This window comes from Ruegeria sp. YKSF070, assembly GCF_059612725.1.
In genome coordinates this window covers 85,701-101,499 of the sequence record NZ_JBXWRD010000009.1, presented here as the reverse complement: position 1 = coordinate 101,499, position 15,799 = coordinate 85,701, and the positions used below count along the sequence as shown (strand labels likewise).

The window sequence follows — 15,799 nt, the reverse complement described above, 5'->3', positions numbered from 1 at the left end:
GGGGCTTGGCCTCACTCAGCCCAGCTCGGGCGGCCGGTAAATCCGGGCGCCGGCGCGTGTTGCGGCTGATGCGGCTGATGCGGCTGTGCCTGTTGCACGGGCACGCCATAGTTGGGCGTCGAGGGGGCATGACCCGGCTGGACGTGGGGCTGAGCATGGGAGGGGGCGGAGGCCATGGGGGCCGATCCCCCCATGATCCGGGCGTATTCCTTGTGATCGGGCGTCACCGCATTGCGGATCTCGTTCTTCTCGTCCCCATTGGTGTCGGTGCCGATATCGATCCGCGCGACAAATTCCAGACCATCGAGATCGGCAAAGCCGTTGATGCGCCGTGCCGCCTGCGCTTCGGGAGATTTGTCCTTGTCCGAGAGCCCACGCGACGAGTTCAGGATGCCCCGGATGAGGCTGCGCCCCATGTTGGCCCAGTCCGGGCCTTTCGGGCTGTAGAGCCCGATCATCGACCAGATCTTGCGCTTGGCATATTGACCTTCGAGCACGGTGTATTCGGCATCGAGGAACACCGCCCCGGTGCCACCGCGCTTCGCATAGCCGCCGGTCCAGCCCTGGGAGGCATCGTCAAATCCGCCCGGACGGATGGTCAGGCGCACCTTGGCCAGCGTGCCCTTCGGGATGACATTGGCATTCGACTGCGCGTCGTTGAAATCGTTCCAGAGAGACATGGCTCGGGTCCTTTCAGTTGGAGGAAGCGTTGGGGGTGTCCGCCGTCGCAGCGGGCGGCCTCGGAAGCTGGGGCGGCTGATAGGTCAGGCGGCGCTCGGCGGGCACAAGCGGGCCGCGGATCTTGTCCATCAGCTGGCCAAGGTGCGGCGGCTCGATCATATCGAGGCGGCCGGACCGGTCCTTGGCAGGGTAGCCCCAGGGGTTCAGGGTCTGGCAAACGAAGCCGCGTTGCAGCTGATCACCGTCGCCCTTGATCTCGGCCATTGTAATGACCTGATCGACGATCCCCGGCAGTTCGAGACCGGTCTTGGAGCCATCGATCTGGGGGACGAAGACCTTGCGATTGAAGTCATCAAGCTTCTCGTCGAGGATGCCGACAAACCAGATGTTCTTGCCGCGGGTGTGCTGCAGATGCGTCAGCCACGCGATCATCTCGCGCCCATGCAGCCCATAGGCCCCGCGCACGTCAGGCTTGCCGGTTTTTTCCGAATGCGCCTCGGGCTGGCCCTTGCACCATTGAAAGCAGAGCCGCCCGGCCACGGTGATCGAGTCGATGAACACCGTGTCGTATTTGTCGAGCGCAGCAGGATCGCCGAACTTCTTGCAAACGGCGGCATAATGGGCGGCGCTGTACACCTGATCGTCGCGCAGCGCCGGGTTCGGCCCGCCGATGAACACCGCGAAGTCCCGGCATTCCGTCCAGGTGCGCGGCCGAATTGCGTCGATTGCCAGACCCTCGATGGCCAGATCACCGGCTTCGAGGTCGAAGAACAGCGTGGTGGAGTTCCGCAGTGTCCAGAGAAGGCTGGTTTTGCCAATCCCCGAGCGGCCAAAGATCACGCCCTTGATGCCGCGGGATTCCGCCATGCGCTGATCGGCGGTGATGATGGGGAGCGCGCCAGTCATGACTGCACCTCGCCGTTGGCGTCGGAAGTGCAGGCGGTACCAGTGACAGCGGTATATAGCGCATCGAGCCGGTCGGCTTCGGCGAGACATTCGCGGCCCTTGCGGCGCATGAACTGGCGCGCGTCATTGAGCAGATCGGGGTCTTCGATCAGGTCCGGGACCACGACGTATTCCTCCGCGCTTTCGACGAAGTAGGACTTCGAGCGCAGGTCGCTCACGAGAGGCGCAAAGGCATCGCAGCGGTCAGCGAAATCCGTCTGGGTCAGCCCATCACACCGGTTGCGCAGGATCCGTTTCACTTCGGAAATGATCCCGGTGCGCAGCATGCGCATCGCGCCTTCCGCCCGTGCCTGCGAACAGGTCAGCGGGAAGGCCGCGCCCATGATGTCGTCGGCTATTTTCGGGGCATTGTTGCCGAGTTGGGAGGCCACCTCCCAGACGCGTTCGGCAAAGGCTGCTGACTGGCTGTCAAGCATCGAACCACTCCTTGATTTTGGTGAAAGCTTTCGACCCCGCCGCGATGGCAGCGATGTCGAGATGGTGAAACTGGCTGCCCTGGGCCTCGTTCATGCCCTCGCGGGCCAAGGCGAGCGTGTCGTCCGAGGCCCATTCGGCGAAGGCGCGGAACGTACCGGTGACATGCTGCCAGGCGGCCTGCTGCGGCGTCGGCGGGACATAGAGCGGGTTCCGGCGACTTGGTTTGCGCTCAGGGCGCATTCCCCGCATGGCAGCATCGACCACCATCTTGCGCAGCGCGGCCCGGCTCGGCTCTTCACCACGCTCGAGTTTTTCGTCGAGCGTGCGGCGCACGATGCCCGGATCAGCAACCTCTGCGTTCCTGATCAGCCGCGCTTCATGGATTTGATCGCGGCGGAGACCGAGGTCGGCGGCGGTTGCAGGTGCGTTGTCGGCGCCAACGCAGCTCCGAGACCGGCCCGCAACCTCGCCGCGGTCCTGGGCCGCATCATATTCATCGGCCAGTCGCCGCTTGGCGGCGGCTTCGATTTCCAGCGCGTCGGCCTGCGCGCGATGGGCGGCGGCGATCAGATCATCATGCGCAGACTTGGCGTTTTTCAAACGTGCGGCCCGTTTGGCGACATCGTAGGCAAGCCCGGCAGCTTCACGGGCTTCGAGCACCTCGGCAGCCGTCTTGGCGTTGGCCAGCATGGTTGCCGCCCGGTCAATCAGTCCGGGGAGATCCGGAACACTCGATGGAATGGGAGCAGGCGCGGTCATTTCGCGGCCTCACTCGGCTCGATCGTGACCTTGAGTGCACCGACCTTCACGGTACGCGCGGGCTCGAACCCGGTACGGATCGCATCCGGCCAGGCAGTGTATTTTCGCTCGGGCACCTTGAAGCTGATGTCGACATATTCGGTCGGGTCATCCCCGGCGGCGCGAATACGCTCGACCATGGCGGCGAGGCGATCCTGATCCCATTCGACCCGCTTCGGCAGATCCGCGACGATGGTGAAATCTCCATCATCGAAGCGGACAGTGCCTGTGTCCTTCGTCAAAGCCTGCCGTTCCGCGGCTGCGCGGGCGGCGTAGCGGACGGTCAGAGCGCTGTCGAACCGGGTCTTGGCCGTCTTTACAGCCTTCAGTTGCTCGTCGATCTCTCGCTGCAGCACCGCGAGCAATTCGACCGGAAGGTCAGCTATCTCGGTCGAACTCAGTGACAAGAGATCGTCCGCCGTAGGGGCATTCTCGGGAAAGGGCATGTACGAGTCTCCAGGGGTGGCAAACAGGGATTGAAAAGTGGACATCACGCAGCCTCCGGGTCCGGCAGAAGCAACCGCGACAGCGACGCCTCCGCGCTGCGGGACCGCCGGCGGGCGATGGCGAGATAGGCGAACCGATCCGGGCCGAGGCGCACCTGCACCAGGTGGACAAGACCGGCCTCGAAGGCCCGCAGCGCCATTTGCGCGAGATCACAGAGGCTACGACGCTCTGTCTCCGGCAGCAGCGAGATCACGGGTGTGACGTCGATGCCGAGAAAGCCCCGGTGATACTCGAGGCATTCCCCGGGGCCTGCCTGGCTGATCCAGGCACAGAAGGCGATGTCGCTGAGGCGTGGTTCGGACACGGGTCGCCCGATATGGCTCGGGGTTACCATCAGCATGCCCGCGCGACCCGATGGAACGGATCGGCAGGACCGGTCGCTCTGGCCGGATCGGCGGTCAGACGCCGCGGCGCCTGCTCCACTCGAGCGACGGCCTTGCTGATCGCGACGGCGCGCTGGAGCTGGCTCTGCTCGAAGGCCTCGATATCCGGCAGCCGGTACAGCACACGACCGCCGAGCTTCAGGAAGGCCGGTCCCAGGCCGGTGTAGCGCCAGCGTTCCAAAGTGCGGTGAGAAATTCCCCAGCGCCGGGCCAGCTCCTTCTGGTTCAGACAATGCTTCTGCGGCATCGATATCTCCTCTCGTTATGCTGAGAAGAGACTGCATCAGGACAGGGTAGGACGTCGGCGGACACGTGGCAGACAAACGCGATTTCTTTTCTCTGGCAAAAACAATGCGTGTCGGCCTGAAGAGGAGACGCGTCGCCCCCGTGTCCCCCCGGCGTCGCCCTTTACGTCTGCCCTGCAGCACACACCCGAATGGTCAAAACCTGCCGCACCACGAATCAAAAAGCCCGCCTCCTCGGCGGGCAAAGATAAATGGGACAGGCTTCAGAAAGGCGGTGCGCTCAGGCCGCCTGTCGGTGCAAGAGAGCCGGCTCCAAGCGATAACTGCCGCGGCCGTCATGCTCGACGATATCGCGCCATTCCGGTTGGCGCTTGAACAGATCGCCCATTTTCAATGAACTCGATCCAGCGGCGGTCAGAGCCACCTTTCCGCGCTGCCATGGCTTGCCGGACTGACCCGCTTCGAAAAGAAATGCCAGAACCCTGGCCTGGGTCGGAGTGAAGCGATAGGTTCGGCCTTGATAGGTGAAGTTTTCGAATAGCTTAGGAGTTTCTACCGGAGCCATCAGAGACGGCATCACCTCGGCTTCGAAGCGGTGCCGTTCCTCGGAGCGGATCAGCACATCGACCCGGTTCACCACCACGAATTCCTCATCGCGCAGCAGAGATGCATAGCCGTCGGGGCGAATTACGAAATGCGCAACCTCTACCCGACCATCCCGCAAGAGCGCGATCGCATCGCGCTTGTGAAGATCAACGAGACCGTCATAGCGGAGGTGTTCATGCGGTACCGAGAACCAGTCCCCCTCGTCGGTGGACTCATATTCGCCCACCTCCACCCAGGAGCCGACGAGGCGGAACGAGAGCCCGAGCAGATCGTTCTCCACGACATAGCGGAGATCCGCTTCGGGGAATCGCCAGATCTCGACGAGTTCGTCGAGTGTGTAATATGCCTTCCGGATACGCCCCATTCAGATTCCAATCTCGGCACTTTTGTTTGCCTTTTGTTCCTATCTTCTTGACAGAGTCGAGGCAATCCTATTTTGTCCTAATATTATCCACAGGCCGCTGGGGGCAGCATGACCGCACATCATACTCTCGCCGATCGTCTGCGTGCCCGGGCGCGGCAATTGGACATCACCCCGGCGCATCTCGCCGAGAAGGCCGGCGTGAACCGATCCTTCGTCTACGACATCCTGCGCGGGCGCTCGGCGCATCCCAGCCGGGAAAAACTCGCGACAATCTCCGTACTGCTGAGCGTCGATCTCGACTGGCTGCTGCATGGGATCGGTGAAGTGGAAGGTGTTTCTCCCTTCATCGAAAACCCTGACCAGGCATTCGTGGCCATCGCCCATGCCGGTGCCCGCCCATCCATGGGGGGCGGTGCGGTTGTCGACGAGTTCCAGGAAGACAGTGACCGCGCCTATCATTTCCGGCGCTCCTGGATCAAGGAGAGCCTCAAGGCCAGCCCGTCGCAGCTGCGGATGATGCATGTCGAGGGCGACAGCATGGAACCGACGCTGCGCGATGGCGATACCGTGCTGGTCGACCTGACCCGGCGGACGCCAAACCCGCCCGGCATCTTCGTGCTGGACGACGGTGTGGGGCTCGTGGCCAAGCGGCTCGAACATGTGCCGAGCAGCGATCCGCCGGCAGTGCGGATCATCTCCGACAATCGGCTCTACAGCCCTTATGAGCGGTCTTCCGAGGAAGTTCACATCGTCGGGCGGATCAGGTGGTTCGCGCGGGAGATTTGAAGGGCGGGAAGCTGAGGCTGCGTACAAGCCCGTTACTGGTGGCTCGGGTTCATAGTTGTGATACCCTTCCAAAATGCGTGTCTTTTCCTGCCTGTTGACCTTCCTTTTCGCAGTCCCGGTCGCTGCACAAGACGTCGACCTTGAACTGGTTTTGCTGGCCGATGCCTCCGGATCGATCTCAGAGGAAGAAATCCGGTTTCAGAGGCAGGGATATGCCGAGGCGTTGACCGATCCACGCGTTCTTTCCGCTATCGGCAACACCGCTTACGGCGCAATCGCCGTGACCTATGTTGAATGGGCGGCAAACACTGCGGTTGTTGTCGATTGGACCAGGATTGATGGTCCCGAAAGTGCACAGGCATTTGCGGCCGCGTTGATTGCACCGCCGAGACAGGCTTATGGCCGCAATGCAATCGGTGCGGCCCTGCTCGATGGAAAGCGGCTGATCGAACAAAACGCGTTCGAGGGATGGCGCAAAGTCATCGATTTCTCGGGCGACAGCCCCAACAGCTTTTCCGAGGCCCTCCATTCAGTCTGCACGCGACGCGGTGGTTGCGGCCGGGATCACGATCAACGGGTTGCCCATCCTTTGCAGGTTCTGCAACACACCGGCCCGTTACCCGGACCTCGGCGCCATTTATGAGGAGCAGATCATCGGCGGCCTTGGCGCCTTTGTCGAGACCGCAACCAGCGAAGCCGATCTGGCCGAGTCCATTCGGCGGAAACTGATCCTTGAGATCTCGGGTGAAATGCCATCGCGAGACATTGCGAGCCGGTAGGAGAGCTGGATCCGTCAGGGATCCAACAGGATGCTGCCCAAAACCTCGATTTCGCCCTCGTGCTGCCGAATGATCAGGACCTCACCGGATCGCGTCGCTTGTCCCGCGAGGGCAGAAATATTGACCTGGTGCGTGACAAGCATCACGCGGCCCTCGTGTTCCTGTAGCAAGGCGAGCGTGTCGCGGGTCTGACCGTCTCGTCGCTCGTATCTGCCGAAAAAAGAATTCAATGCCGGGGCTTCGACCACTGGCCCGAGATTGAGAAGTTCCGCAGTTTCGCGGGTCCGGCACCATTGGCTCGTCAGCACCAGTTCGAACGAAATCCCACGCTCCCGAAAGGCCGCACCGATCGCGCGGGCCTGGTTGCGGCCGCGCGCGTCAAGGTTCCGCTGCGTTTCGCAATCCCCAAGTTCGAAAGTGGCGGGATCGCCCGTTCCAGGGGCCAGCGCATGCCGCATGATCGTGATCGCGCCGGGTTGTGCAAGGGCGTCCCAGTCATTGGCGAAAAGCGATGTGGGCAGGAGAAGCAGGATGAATGGGATCAGACGCATGAGTGAAATCTAGGAGTCGCGCCCGGTCTGTCCAGACCGCAAGACATATCCGACACCAGGCGATACGCATGCGTCCGTCTGCCTACGCGCAATTCCCGTAAGTCATTGAACTGCATTGTTTTCGACGGGCGCATGGGTAGCGTTGCCCCATGCGAAACACGATCAACACATCGCGACTGGGGTCAAACCCCCTGTCACCCACCAAGATGACCGCGATGGAACGGCGCGCAGAACTGTGCTCCATCTTGGCGTTGGGCCTCGTCCGGTTGCGGTTCCGAGACAGGGGTGAACTCTCTGCAGAAACAGGAGACATTTCGCTACACAACTCGCCCGACCAATGCCGTCATGCAACTCCAACTCACCGGAGAACCGCATGACGACCCACGATCCAATTCCCGCGCGCCTGGCCGCGCTGAAGACCGCGACGACGCCGGAGCTGAAGGCGCAATGGCGCGACCTGTTCGACAGCGACCCGCCGCCGTTCAACCGCCGCTACCTTGAGAGCCGTCTCGCCTACCGCATCCAGGAACTGACCTATGGCGGGCTGAAACCGGAGACGATCCGGCGGCTGGAAAAGCTGGGCGAGGACCTCGACGGCGGCGATCGCAAGAAGAGCAGGATGCGCGCCGACTTGATGCCGATCACGGGCACCCGGCTGATTCGCGAGTGGCAGGGCGTTGAGCATGTCGTCACGGTCATGGCTGACGGCTTCGAATGGCAGGGGCGGCCCTACAAGTCGCTGTCGGCCATCGCCCGCGCCATCACCGGCACCCGCTGGAACGGCTGGGTCTTCTTCGGGCTGAAGAACCATCGGGGGCGCACATGACGAAGCTGCCCGAAAAGTCGAAGGTCGTCGGCAAGCTCTGTTGCGCGGTATACACCCGGAAATCCTCCGAGGAAGGGCTGGAGCAGGAGTTCAACAGCCTCCACGCTCAGCGCGAGGCCTGCGAGGCTTATATCGCCAGCCAGCGTTCCGAGGGCTGGGTGCTGGTCCGCGATCAATATGACGACGGCGGCATTTCCGGCGGTACGCTGGAACGCCCCGGCTTGAAGCGGTTGATGGCCGACATCGAGGACGGGCTGGTCGATGTGGTGGTGGTCTACAAGATCGACCGCCTCAGCCGCTCGCTCGCCGACTTCGCCAAGCTGGTCGAGGTGTTCGACCGGAATGGCGTGACATTCGTTTCGGTGACGCAGTCGTTCAACACGACCACGTCGATGGGGCGGCTGACGCTGAATATCCTGCTGTCCTTCGCCCAGTTCGAGCGCGAGGTTACGGCTGAACGCATCCGGGACAAGGTCGCCGCCAGTCGGAAGAAGGGCATGTGGATGGGCGGGGTGCCGCCCTACGGCTATCGGGTCGAGAGCCGGAAGCTGGTCGTCGACGAGCATGCCGAGCATGTGCGCTGGATCTTCGCCCGCTTCCTCGAGATCGGGTCATGCACGGAACTGGCGCGGGAGGTCGGCGCGCGCGGCATCCGCACGCCCCGCGGCAACCGGATCGACAAGAAATACATCTACCGGTTGCTCAGCAACCGCGCCTACATCGGCGAGGCGGTCCACAAGGGCGACAGCTATCCAGGCGAGCACGACGCCATCATCGATCCCGAGATTTGGGACCGCGTCCACGCCATCCTGCAGGAGAGCCCACGCAAGCGCGCGGCCCGCACCCGCGCCGACACGCCCGCGCTGCTGAAGGGGCTGCTGTTCGGGCCCGATGGCGCCGCGTTCTCACCGACGCATACTCGGAAGGGGGATCGTCTCTACCGCTACTATGTCAGTCAGACCGTGCTGAAGCATGGTGCCGGATCCTGCCCCATCGGCCGGGTGCCCGCGGGCGAGATAGAAGCGGCCGTCATCGACCAGCTCCGCGCCGTGTTCCGCCAGCCCGAGATCGTGGCGGGGACATGGAAGGCTGCGCGTGCCCACGTCGACAACGTCACCGAAGTCGACGCCCGCGCAGCACTTCAGCAACTCGATCCGCTGTGGAACGAACTCTTTCCCGCCGAGCAGGCGCGCATCGTGGCGCTGCTGGTTGAACGGGTCGACATCGGTACGGACGGCCTGAACGTCCGGCTCCGCGTCGACGGCCTCGGCGGACTTGCGCGTGAAATGCTGGCTGGCGATATCGAGGCCGCAGCATGACACGCGGCACGCCGATCCCCGACACGGTGACGCTCCACGTCCCACTCCAATTCGTGAAGCGCGGCGGGCGGAAGGAGATGCAGCTGCCGGAAGGCGCCACCCTGCCGCGCCGGGCAGATAACACCCTTGTCAAGGCGCTGGCGCGCGCGTTCCGATGGAAGCGGATGCTGGAGTCGGGAGAGTTCTCTTCGATATCCGAGCTTGCCGAAAAGGAGGGCATCGCCTTTACCTATATGGCGCGGCTGATGCGCCTCTCGTTACTGTCCCCCGACATCGTTGATGCGATCATGGCCGGTCGTCAGCATCCGGACATCACGCTCGCGAACCTAGTGGATCCTTTCCCGGTGGACTGGAACGAACAGCATGCACAATGGACGACGGAACGCGACCTAGGCTGAATCACGCGTGCAAACGAACAACGGTCGCGATAGGGTGATGGAAAACAAGCCCTTTTCGTGAGTTTCTGCCGCCCATGCCCGATAAACTAACCGACCTGATACTCTCCCTGACGCCCGAAGACGGTTCGACCATCGGCAACCAGGCGCTGATCACCGAGCTTCGCAACCATCTGCCTGATCTGGACGATGCTGAGTATCACGCGGCGAAGGATGCTCTCGTCGCCGAAGGGGTGCTGGCCAAGGGGCGCGGCCGGGGTGGTTCTGTCTCCCGCGCGGATGGGCGGGCACCGGCGCCCGCGGGCTCCGCGTCGGCGAAGCCCAAGGCTGCTGCCATGCCGGCCGGGAACGGGTCGGCCGCCTATGCGCATGCGGACGAGGCCGTGCTGCGCCCGGACGTGGGGGTCGAGGCGCAGTTCTCGCATCGCAAGCCGCCGAAGACCTACCGCTACGATTCCAGCCTCGCGCCGGAGCTGGCGTGGGACGAGAACGGCGAGCGGCCCTTTGCGGAATGGCTGCTCAACCTGGTGGCAGAGGCCGCGGAGAAGGGAGAGGCCACGATCTTTGCCGAGCCGCAGGTCTGGCAGGGCACGGAGGAGCGGTTCACCTCGCTCTCGCAATGCGCGGCGCGGCTGCGCAGCCTGACCAAGCCCTTCCTGAACTGGGCGGGCAAGGCCGAGCGGCAGCAGATCACCGTGCCGACACTGCCCTTGTTCGTGCACGAGCGACATTCGACGCAGGCGATCCTCGAGACACTGAAATCGCACAAGGCGCGCGGCCAGACGCTGGACCTGTTCGGCGATCTGGACCTCGACATCGCCGACCGGCTGGACGCCTACGAGCACAAGGGCCCCTGGACCAACCGCCTGATCCTTGGCGACTCGCTTCAGGTGATGAACTCGCTCCTAGAGTACGAGGGGATGGGCGGCCAAGTGCAGATGATCTATTTCGACCCGCCTTATGGCGTGAAGTTCGGTTCGAACTTTCAGCCATTCGTGCGGGACAATCGGGTAGCGCACAATTCCGACCCGCAAATGATCCGCGAGCCGGAAATGGTGAAGGCCTACCGCGACACTTGGGAGTTGGGGCTACACTCTTATCTGACCTATCTCCGGGATCGGGTGACTCTTGCGAAGGAAGTACTGAATCCTTCAGGGTCAATTTTCCTTCAGATCTCAGATGACAACATCCACCACGTTCGAGAGATTCTTGATGAAGTTTTCGGCGCTGAGAATTTCGTATCCGCCATTGCCTTCCAAAAGACGACCTCCTCCACTTCAACGCTTATTTCGAGCATCTACGACACTATTCTCTGGTATGCCCGGGATAAGTCCCTGCTGAAGTACAACCCCCTGTTCATGCACAAGGTGCGCGGACAGCAAGGAGCCACTGGCTACACGCGCGTTATGCTCGCGGACGGCACAGCGGCACCGGCTAGCCAATTCGAAGACGAAAATGGCGAACTTCAACTTCCCGATGGGGCCGAACTCGTCGCTTTCGATAATATCACGTCCCAAAACCCCGGGTCGCGCTATGATGTTGAATTCAACGGAAAGGTATTCCGACCCGAGCCAGGTTACTGGAAAACAGACGAGAACGGCATGAAGCGGCTCCTAGCCGAGGGTCGGATTACCGCCACAAAGAACTCGTTGGCTTATGTGCGAAAGTTCTCCGACTTCCCGGTATTTCCGCTGGGAAACATTTGGCAGGACACGCTGGGACAAAATCAGTTCGGCGGGAAGAAGGTTTACGTTGTGCAGACTGCTCTATCCGCAGTTCGACGTTGCATGTTGATGGCAACCGACCCAGGTGACTTGGTGCTAGATGTAACCTGCGGCTCCGGGACGACTGCGGTAGTCGCTGAGCAGTGGGGGCGTCGGTGGATCACGATAGACACCTCTCGTGTTCCCATTGCCTTGGCGCGACAGCGACTTCTAACGAGCACCTTCCCTTGGTATCGACTGAAAGAACCGTCCAAAGGGCCGGCTGGCGGCTTTGTCTACGAGCGAAAGCAAAACAGGAAAGGCGAGGAAATTGGCGGATTGGTTCCGCGTATTACACTCAAGTCAATCGTAAACAACGATGACCCTGCGACAATCACACTTTCTGACCTGCCTTCCGAAAACAATAAGATTACTCGCGTATGTGGTCCCTTCACCGTCGAAGCGACCATTCAGGCGGCAATGAGCATGGAGGAGGACGCAGACGGCGCCTCGGCGCAGCCGCAGTCCTCAAGTCCGCGCGCCTATCTCGACCGGATGATCGAAGTGCTACGGCAGAGCAAGTCGCTCAGCCTGCCGGGCAACGAGACGCTGCAGCTCGAGAACGTCCGCCCGCTCGCTGACCGCGAGTATCTGCATGCCGAGGCCGTGGCGAAGAATGGCAGTGAGAAGACCATCGCCATCGCCTTCGGTCCCGAGGACGGCGCCATCGGCTCGGACTATGTGTTCAACGCCGCGATGGAGGCGATGAGCCAAGGCTTTGGCCAGCTGTTCCTGTTCGGCTTCGCGATCCAGGCCAAGGCGCGCGAGATCCTCGAGAAGATGAAGATCCCGACCGCCTACATCTCGATGACGCCGGATGTGGTGATGTCGGACCTGCTCAAGACGACGAAGGGCAGCGAGATCTTCTCGATCACCGGCCTGCCGGATGTGCGGCTGGAGAAGGCAGGCAAGCGCGACGACGGCACGCCGCTCTATCGCGTGGTGCTGCGCGGGCTCGACATCTTCCTGCCACACCTGATGGACACGGACCACATCGACGCCGAGAACCTGCCCTGCTGGATGCTCGACACCAATCACAACGGCATGGCGTTCTACGCGAGCCAGGTGTTCTTTCCCAAGACCAGCGCCTGGGACAACCTGCAGAAATCGCTGAAGGGCCAGTTCGAGGACAGCGTCTGGTCGCACCTCGCGGGGACGGTCAGCGAGCCTTTCGCGCTGGGTGACAAGAAGCGGATCGCTGTGAAGGTGATCGACGAACGCGGCAACGAGCTGATGGCGACCCGCAGCGAAGAGGATGCCGTCTGATGCCCGAGGCCGCACAGCAGGACGCCCCGCTCACCGTCGCCGAGGTCGAGTCCCCGATCATCAACTCGCCCTTCGAGGAACCGAAGTGTCACTGGAAGATCGAGAAGGCGAAGCCGCCCTACAAGGCTGAGGGGCGCCGCCGCGCGAGCTACTTCTACCGCGTGCCGGAACACGCCGGGCGGGGGCGCGCGAGCCGCGACCAGGCCGAGCTGTTCGAGAGCCAGGCGGGCGAGGAAGTCGAGCTCGAGATCGTCAATGCCATCCGCGGCCGAGTGAAGGACTGGCGGGCGGGCGTGCACAGTGGTGGCGTGGCATATGACGGCGCGTCCCCGGTGACGCGCGAGCTTCTGGACCTGTGGCGCAGCGATCAGCGGATGCAGCGCCTGTTCTTCGCCCAGATCGAAGCGGCCGAGACGATCATCTTCCTCGTCGAGGCGAAGGACGTCTATCGCAAGGGCCTTCCAGAAATCCCGAAGGACGAGCCGGGCCTGGAGGCCAAGGCGGCCGGTGTGCGCGCCTTCCTGCGCTACGCCTGCAAGATGGCGACCGGCAGCGGCAAGACGACCGTCATGGGCATGCTGGCCGCCTGGTCGATCCTGAACCGCGTGGCCTCGCCGCGGGATGACCGGTTCTCGGACACCATCCTGATCGTCTGCCCCAACGTGACGATCCGCGAGCGGTTGCAGGAGCTGGATCCGGCGCTCGGCGACCTGAGCCTCTACCGAACACGACAGCTGGTCCCGCCGCACCGGATGGAAGAGCTGCGGCGTGGCGAGGTCATGATCGCGAACTGGCACCGGCTGGCGAAAAAGGAGACCAACTCGGTCAACGGCGACAGCGCCAAGGTGGTGAAGACCGGTGAGCCGGTCGAGGTGGTGAAGAACGCGGGCAAGGCCAACGAGAGCGTCGAGACGAAGTACTTCGAGTCCGACCAGGCGTGGTTCAAGCGCATCCGGCGGGAGCTTGGCAGCGGCAAGGGTCGTAGCCCCCACTGGCTGATCTTCAACGACGAGGCGCACCACGCCTACCGTCGCGGCGACACGGCAACCGAGGAAAGCCTCGACGAGGACAAGGACCTCGCGAAGAAGAACGCCCGGGAGGCCACGATCTGGATCGAGGGCCTGGACCGGATCAACAAGCTTGCGGGCGGCAGCCGGCGGCGTGGGATCAACCTCTGTGTCGATCTGTCGGCGACGCCGTTCTACATACAGGGTTCGGGAAACGAGGTCGGCAAGCCATTCCCGTGGGTCGTGTCGGATTTCGGTTTGCTGGATGCGATCGAGTCCGGACTTGTGAAGATCCCGCAGCTGCCGGCCCGCGACGTGTCGGGCGCCGAGGAGGCCGCCTACTTCAACATCTGGCGCTGGGTTCAGGCGAAGGCCAAGGAGGATGGCCTCGGCACGAACATCACGCCCGAGATCGTGATGAACTACGCGTCCGCGCCCATCAACCTGCTGGCGCAGGAGTGGCACGAGCGCTTCCTCGAATGGGAACAGCATTCCAAGCAGCAGCAGAAGCATCCGGTGCCGCCGGTGTTCATCGTCGTGTGCCGAGACACCGCCGTTGCCAAGGAAGTCCATGACTGGCTGGCGAATGGGAACGACAGCTACGGGGTTTCTCCTGCCTGGTTCCGGAACGCGCCCGGGCAGGAGGTCACTGTCAGGATCGACTCGAAGGTCATGGAGGACATCGAGGAAGGCGGGTCAAAGGACGAGACCAAGCGGCTTCGATTCATTCTCGACACGGTCGGCAAACCGGAATGGCCGGGCGGCAAGATCCCCGAGGACTGGTCCGAGCTGGTGCGAAAGCACAATGACAAGGTGGCCAGCGATGACAACGACGGTTCGCTGAAATGGATCGATGAGCGCATCCCGCCGGGGCGCGACGTCCGCTGCATCGTTTCGGTCGCGATGCTGGCGGAAGGCTGGGACGCCAACACGGTCACGCACATCGTCGGGCTCCGTCCGTTTGGCTCACAGCTCCTGTGCGAGCAGGTCGTCGGGCGGGCATTGAGGCGCAAGAGCTATGCGCTCGACGAGGAAACTCAGATGTTCGCCGAGGAGACGGCCAAGGTCTTCGGTGTCCCCTTCGAGCTCATTCCTTTCAAGGTGAAGCCGGTCGGTCCGCAACCGCCGCAGCCAGATCCGAACCACATATACTCCGTCCCGGAAAAGACCGAGTTCGAGATCACCTTTCCCATCGTGACCGGCTACCACCAGTCGGGCCAGTTCGATGTGCATATCGACTGGAGCAAGGTCGCCAAGGTGACGATCGACCCGATGAAGATCCCACAAGTGGTTGAGCTGACCCCTCTGACAACACCTGACGGGACATTAGCGGCATTCGGGCCCGGTGAACGCCCGATCCTCTCGTTGAAGGACTGGCGCGCCCGGTTTCGCGATCAGCAGGTTGCGTTCAGGTTGGCACGTGAGATCTGCGACCGCTGGCTTTCGGACAACGGCGCCGAAGCAGTTCCAGTCCAGCAGCTCTTCCCGAAGGTCGCATTCGCAGCGAAGCGCTTCCTTGCAGAAAAGCTTGATCGAAAGGGCGATAGTCGGCCGTGCGACGTGCTTCTGGTCGGCGAATACATGCAGGCTGCCATCGGCTCCCTGCTCGAAGCCATCAAGAAGGGATCAGCAACCGGCGGCGGCGAGGTTGCCATCATTCCCCAAGGTGCAGCCGGTAGGGGAAGCACGCTTTACGTCGATTTTCACACGACGAAACCGATCTACCCGGTCACGAGGTGTCATCTGAACGCGATGGTGGCTGACACGAAGAAGTGGGAGCAAAGTGCCGCCTTCCTTCTCGACAGCCATCCGGGCGTGAAAAGGTGGGTCAAGAATGACCGGCTGGGGTTCACGATCCCCTACCGGCATCGTGGCCTGCTATCGCGGTACATCCCCGATTTCCTTGTTGTCACGGATCGGGACGAGAACGTCATTGTCGAGATCAAGGGTCAGGTCACTGACGATGCCGATGCCAAGGCGAAAGCGGCTGAACGGTGGGTCGAAGCCGTCAATCGCCTCGGTGAGCACGGTGCATGGAGATACCTGTTGGTAGAGGATCCGGGGCGGCTCGGCATCCAGATGAACGCGTTTACTCAGAACAAGTGGGAAGAAGGGCCATTTCAGCTTTCCTAGACCAACG

General features: G+C 62.5%; 17 protein-coding genes. 8 read left to right on the top strand and 9 right to left on the bottom strand.

Going from position 1 to position 15,799, the window contains the following annotated elements:
• Nucleotides 1-11: 11 nt before the first annotated feature.
• The 8 genes from AC2FL1_RS07265 to AC2FL1_RS07230 all read right to left on the bottom strand — a co-directional run bounded on the left by AC2FL1_RS07265 (nucleotide 12) and on the right by AC2FL1_RS07230 (nucleotide 4,967).
• Nucleotides 12-680, bottom strand: a complete 669-nt coding sequence (locus AC2FL1_RS07265; RefSeq protein WP_496855566.1) for a hypothetical protein — start codon at nucleotides 678-680, stop codon at nucleotides 12-14.
• Between the two features lie 13 nt (nucleotides 681-693).
• Nucleotides 694-1,587 (bottom strand): ATP-binding protein, encoded by an 894-nt coding sequence (locus tag AC2FL1_RS07260; RefSeq protein ID WP_496876447.1) that lies wholly within the window; start codon nucleotides 1,585-1,587, stop codon nucleotides 694-696.
• A complete protein-coding gene (locus AC2FL1_RS07255; RefSeq protein WP_496876446.1) occupies nucleotides 1,584-2,063 on the bottom strand; it encodes a hypothetical protein in 480 nt (159 codons plus the stop codon). The genes AC2FL1_RS07260 and AC2FL1_RS07255 overlap by 4 nt, the downstream gene beginning before the upstream one ends.
• Nucleotides 2,056-2,754: a hypothetical protein gene (locus tag AC2FL1_RS07250; protein ID WP_496855572.1), complete on the bottom strand. Its 699-nt coding sequence runs from the start codon at nucleotides 2,752-2,754 to the stop codon at nucleotides 2,056-2,058. The genes AC2FL1_RS07255 and AC2FL1_RS07250 overlap by 8 nt, the downstream gene beginning before the upstream one ends.
• A 65-nt stretch (nucleotides 2,755-2,819) precedes the next feature.
• Nucleotides 2,820-3,308, bottom strand: a complete 489-nt coding sequence (locus tag AC2FL1_RS07245; protein ID WP_496855574.1) for a hypothetical protein — start codon at nucleotides 3,306-3,308, stop codon at nucleotides 2,820-2,822.
• A 44-nt stretch (nucleotides 3,309-3,352) separates the two neighbouring features.
• On the bottom strand, nucleotides 3,353-3,709 hold the full coding sequence (locus AC2FL1_RS07240) for a hypothetical protein (protein ID WP_496855576.1): 357 nt from the start codon (nucleotides 3,707-3,709) through the stop codon (nucleotides 3,353-3,355).
• The gene (locus AC2FL1_RS07235) at nucleotides 3,703-3,999 is read right to left on the bottom strand and encodes a helix-turn-helix transcriptional regulator (protein WP_496855578.1); all 297 of its coding nucleotides are present in this window, start codon (nucleotides 3,997-3,999) and stop codon (nucleotides 3,703-3,705) included. Before AC2FL1_RS07235 ends, AC2FL1_RS07240 begins: the two co-directional genes overlap by 7 nt.
• A 278-nt stretch (nucleotides 4,000-4,277) precedes the next feature.
• Nucleotides 4,278-4,967: a hypothetical protein gene (locus AC2FL1_RS07230; RefSeq protein ID WP_496876445.1), complete on the bottom strand. Its 690-nt coding sequence runs from the start codon at nucleotides 4,965-4,967 to the stop codon at nucleotides 4,278-4,280.
• A 108-nt stretch (nucleotides 4,968-5,075) separates the two neighbouring features.
• Between AC2FL1_RS07230 and AC2FL1_RS07225 the strand changes: the two genes are divergently transcribed.
• The 3 genes from AC2FL1_RS07225 to AC2FL1_RS07215 all read left to right on the top strand — a co-directional run bounded on the left by AC2FL1_RS07225 (nucleotide 5,076) and on the right by AC2FL1_RS07215 (nucleotide 6,532).
• Complete coding sequence (locus tag AC2FL1_RS07225; RefSeq protein WP_496876444.1) at nucleotides 5,076-5,753, top strand: XRE family transcriptional regulator; 678 nt, start codon at nucleotides 5,076-5,078, stop codon at nucleotides 5,751-5,753.
• A gap of 94 nt (nucleotides 5,754-5,847) precedes the next feature.
• Nucleotides 5,848-6,396 carry a DUF1194 domain-containing protein gene (locus AC2FL1_RS07220; RefSeq protein ID WP_496876443.1) on the top strand — a complete coding sequence of 183 codons (549 nt, stop codon included), beginning with the start codon at nucleotides 5,848-5,850 and terminating at the stop codon, nucleotides 6,394-6,396.
• Complete coding sequence (locus AC2FL1_RS07215; RefSeq protein ID WP_496876442.1) at nucleotides 6,302-6,532, top strand: DUF1194 domain-containing protein; 231 nt, start codon at nucleotides 6,302-6,304, stop codon at nucleotides 6,530-6,532. Before AC2FL1_RS07220 ends, AC2FL1_RS07215 begins: the two co-directional genes overlap by 95 nt.
• Before the next feature lie 14 nt (nucleotides 6,533-6,546).
• Here the strand turns inward: AC2FL1_RS07215 and AC2FL1_RS07210 are convergent, their stop codons facing one another.
• On the bottom strand, nucleotides 6,547-7,083 hold the full coding sequence (locus tag AC2FL1_RS07210; RefSeq protein ID WP_496876441.1) for a histidine phosphatase family protein: 537 nt from the start codon (nucleotides 7,081-7,083) through the stop codon (nucleotides 6,547-6,549).
• A gap of 373 nt (nucleotides 7,084-7,456) precedes the next feature.
• Between AC2FL1_RS07210 and AC2FL1_RS07205 the strand changes: the two genes are divergently transcribed.
• The 5 genes from AC2FL1_RS07205 (at nucleotide 7,457) to AC2FL1_RS07185 (ending at nucleotide 15,792) form a co-directional block, all read left to right on the top strand.
• Entirely contained in the window at nucleotides 7,457-7,909 is a 453-nt protein-coding gene (locus tag AC2FL1_RS07205) for a DUF2924 domain-containing protein (RefSeq protein WP_496876440.1), read from the top strand.
• A complete protein-coding gene (locus tag AC2FL1_RS07200; RefSeq protein ID WP_496876439.1) occupies nucleotides 7,906-9,228 on the top strand; it encodes a recombinase family protein in 1,323 nt (440 codons plus the stop codon). Before AC2FL1_RS07205 ends, AC2FL1_RS07200 begins: the two co-directional genes overlap by 4 nt.
• Nucleotides 9,225-9,626 carry a hypothetical protein gene (locus AC2FL1_RS07195; protein ID WP_496876438.1) on the top strand — a complete coding sequence of 134 codons (402 nt, stop codon included), beginning with the start codon at nucleotides 9,225-9,227 and terminating at the stop codon, nucleotides 9,624-9,626. Before AC2FL1_RS07200 ends, AC2FL1_RS07195 begins: the two co-directional genes overlap by 4 nt.
• A 74-nt stretch (nucleotides 9,627-9,700) precedes the next feature.
• Nucleotides 9,701-12,652 carry a site-specific DNA-methyltransferase gene (locus AC2FL1_RS07190; RefSeq protein WP_496876437.1) on the top strand — a complete coding sequence of 984 codons (2,952 nt, stop codon included), beginning with the start codon at nucleotides 9,701-9,703 and terminating at the stop codon, nucleotides 12,650-12,652.
• The gene (locus AC2FL1_RS07185) at nucleotides 12,652-15,792 is read left to right on the top strand and encodes a BPTD_3080 family restriction endonuclease (RefSeq protein ID WP_496876436.1); all 3,141 of its coding nucleotides are present in this window, start codon (nucleotides 12,652-12,654) and stop codon (nucleotides 15,790-15,792) included. The genes AC2FL1_RS07190 and AC2FL1_RS07185 overlap by 1 nt, the downstream gene beginning before the upstream one ends.
• The last annotated feature ends 7 nt before the right edge of the window (nucleotides 15,793-15,799 follow it).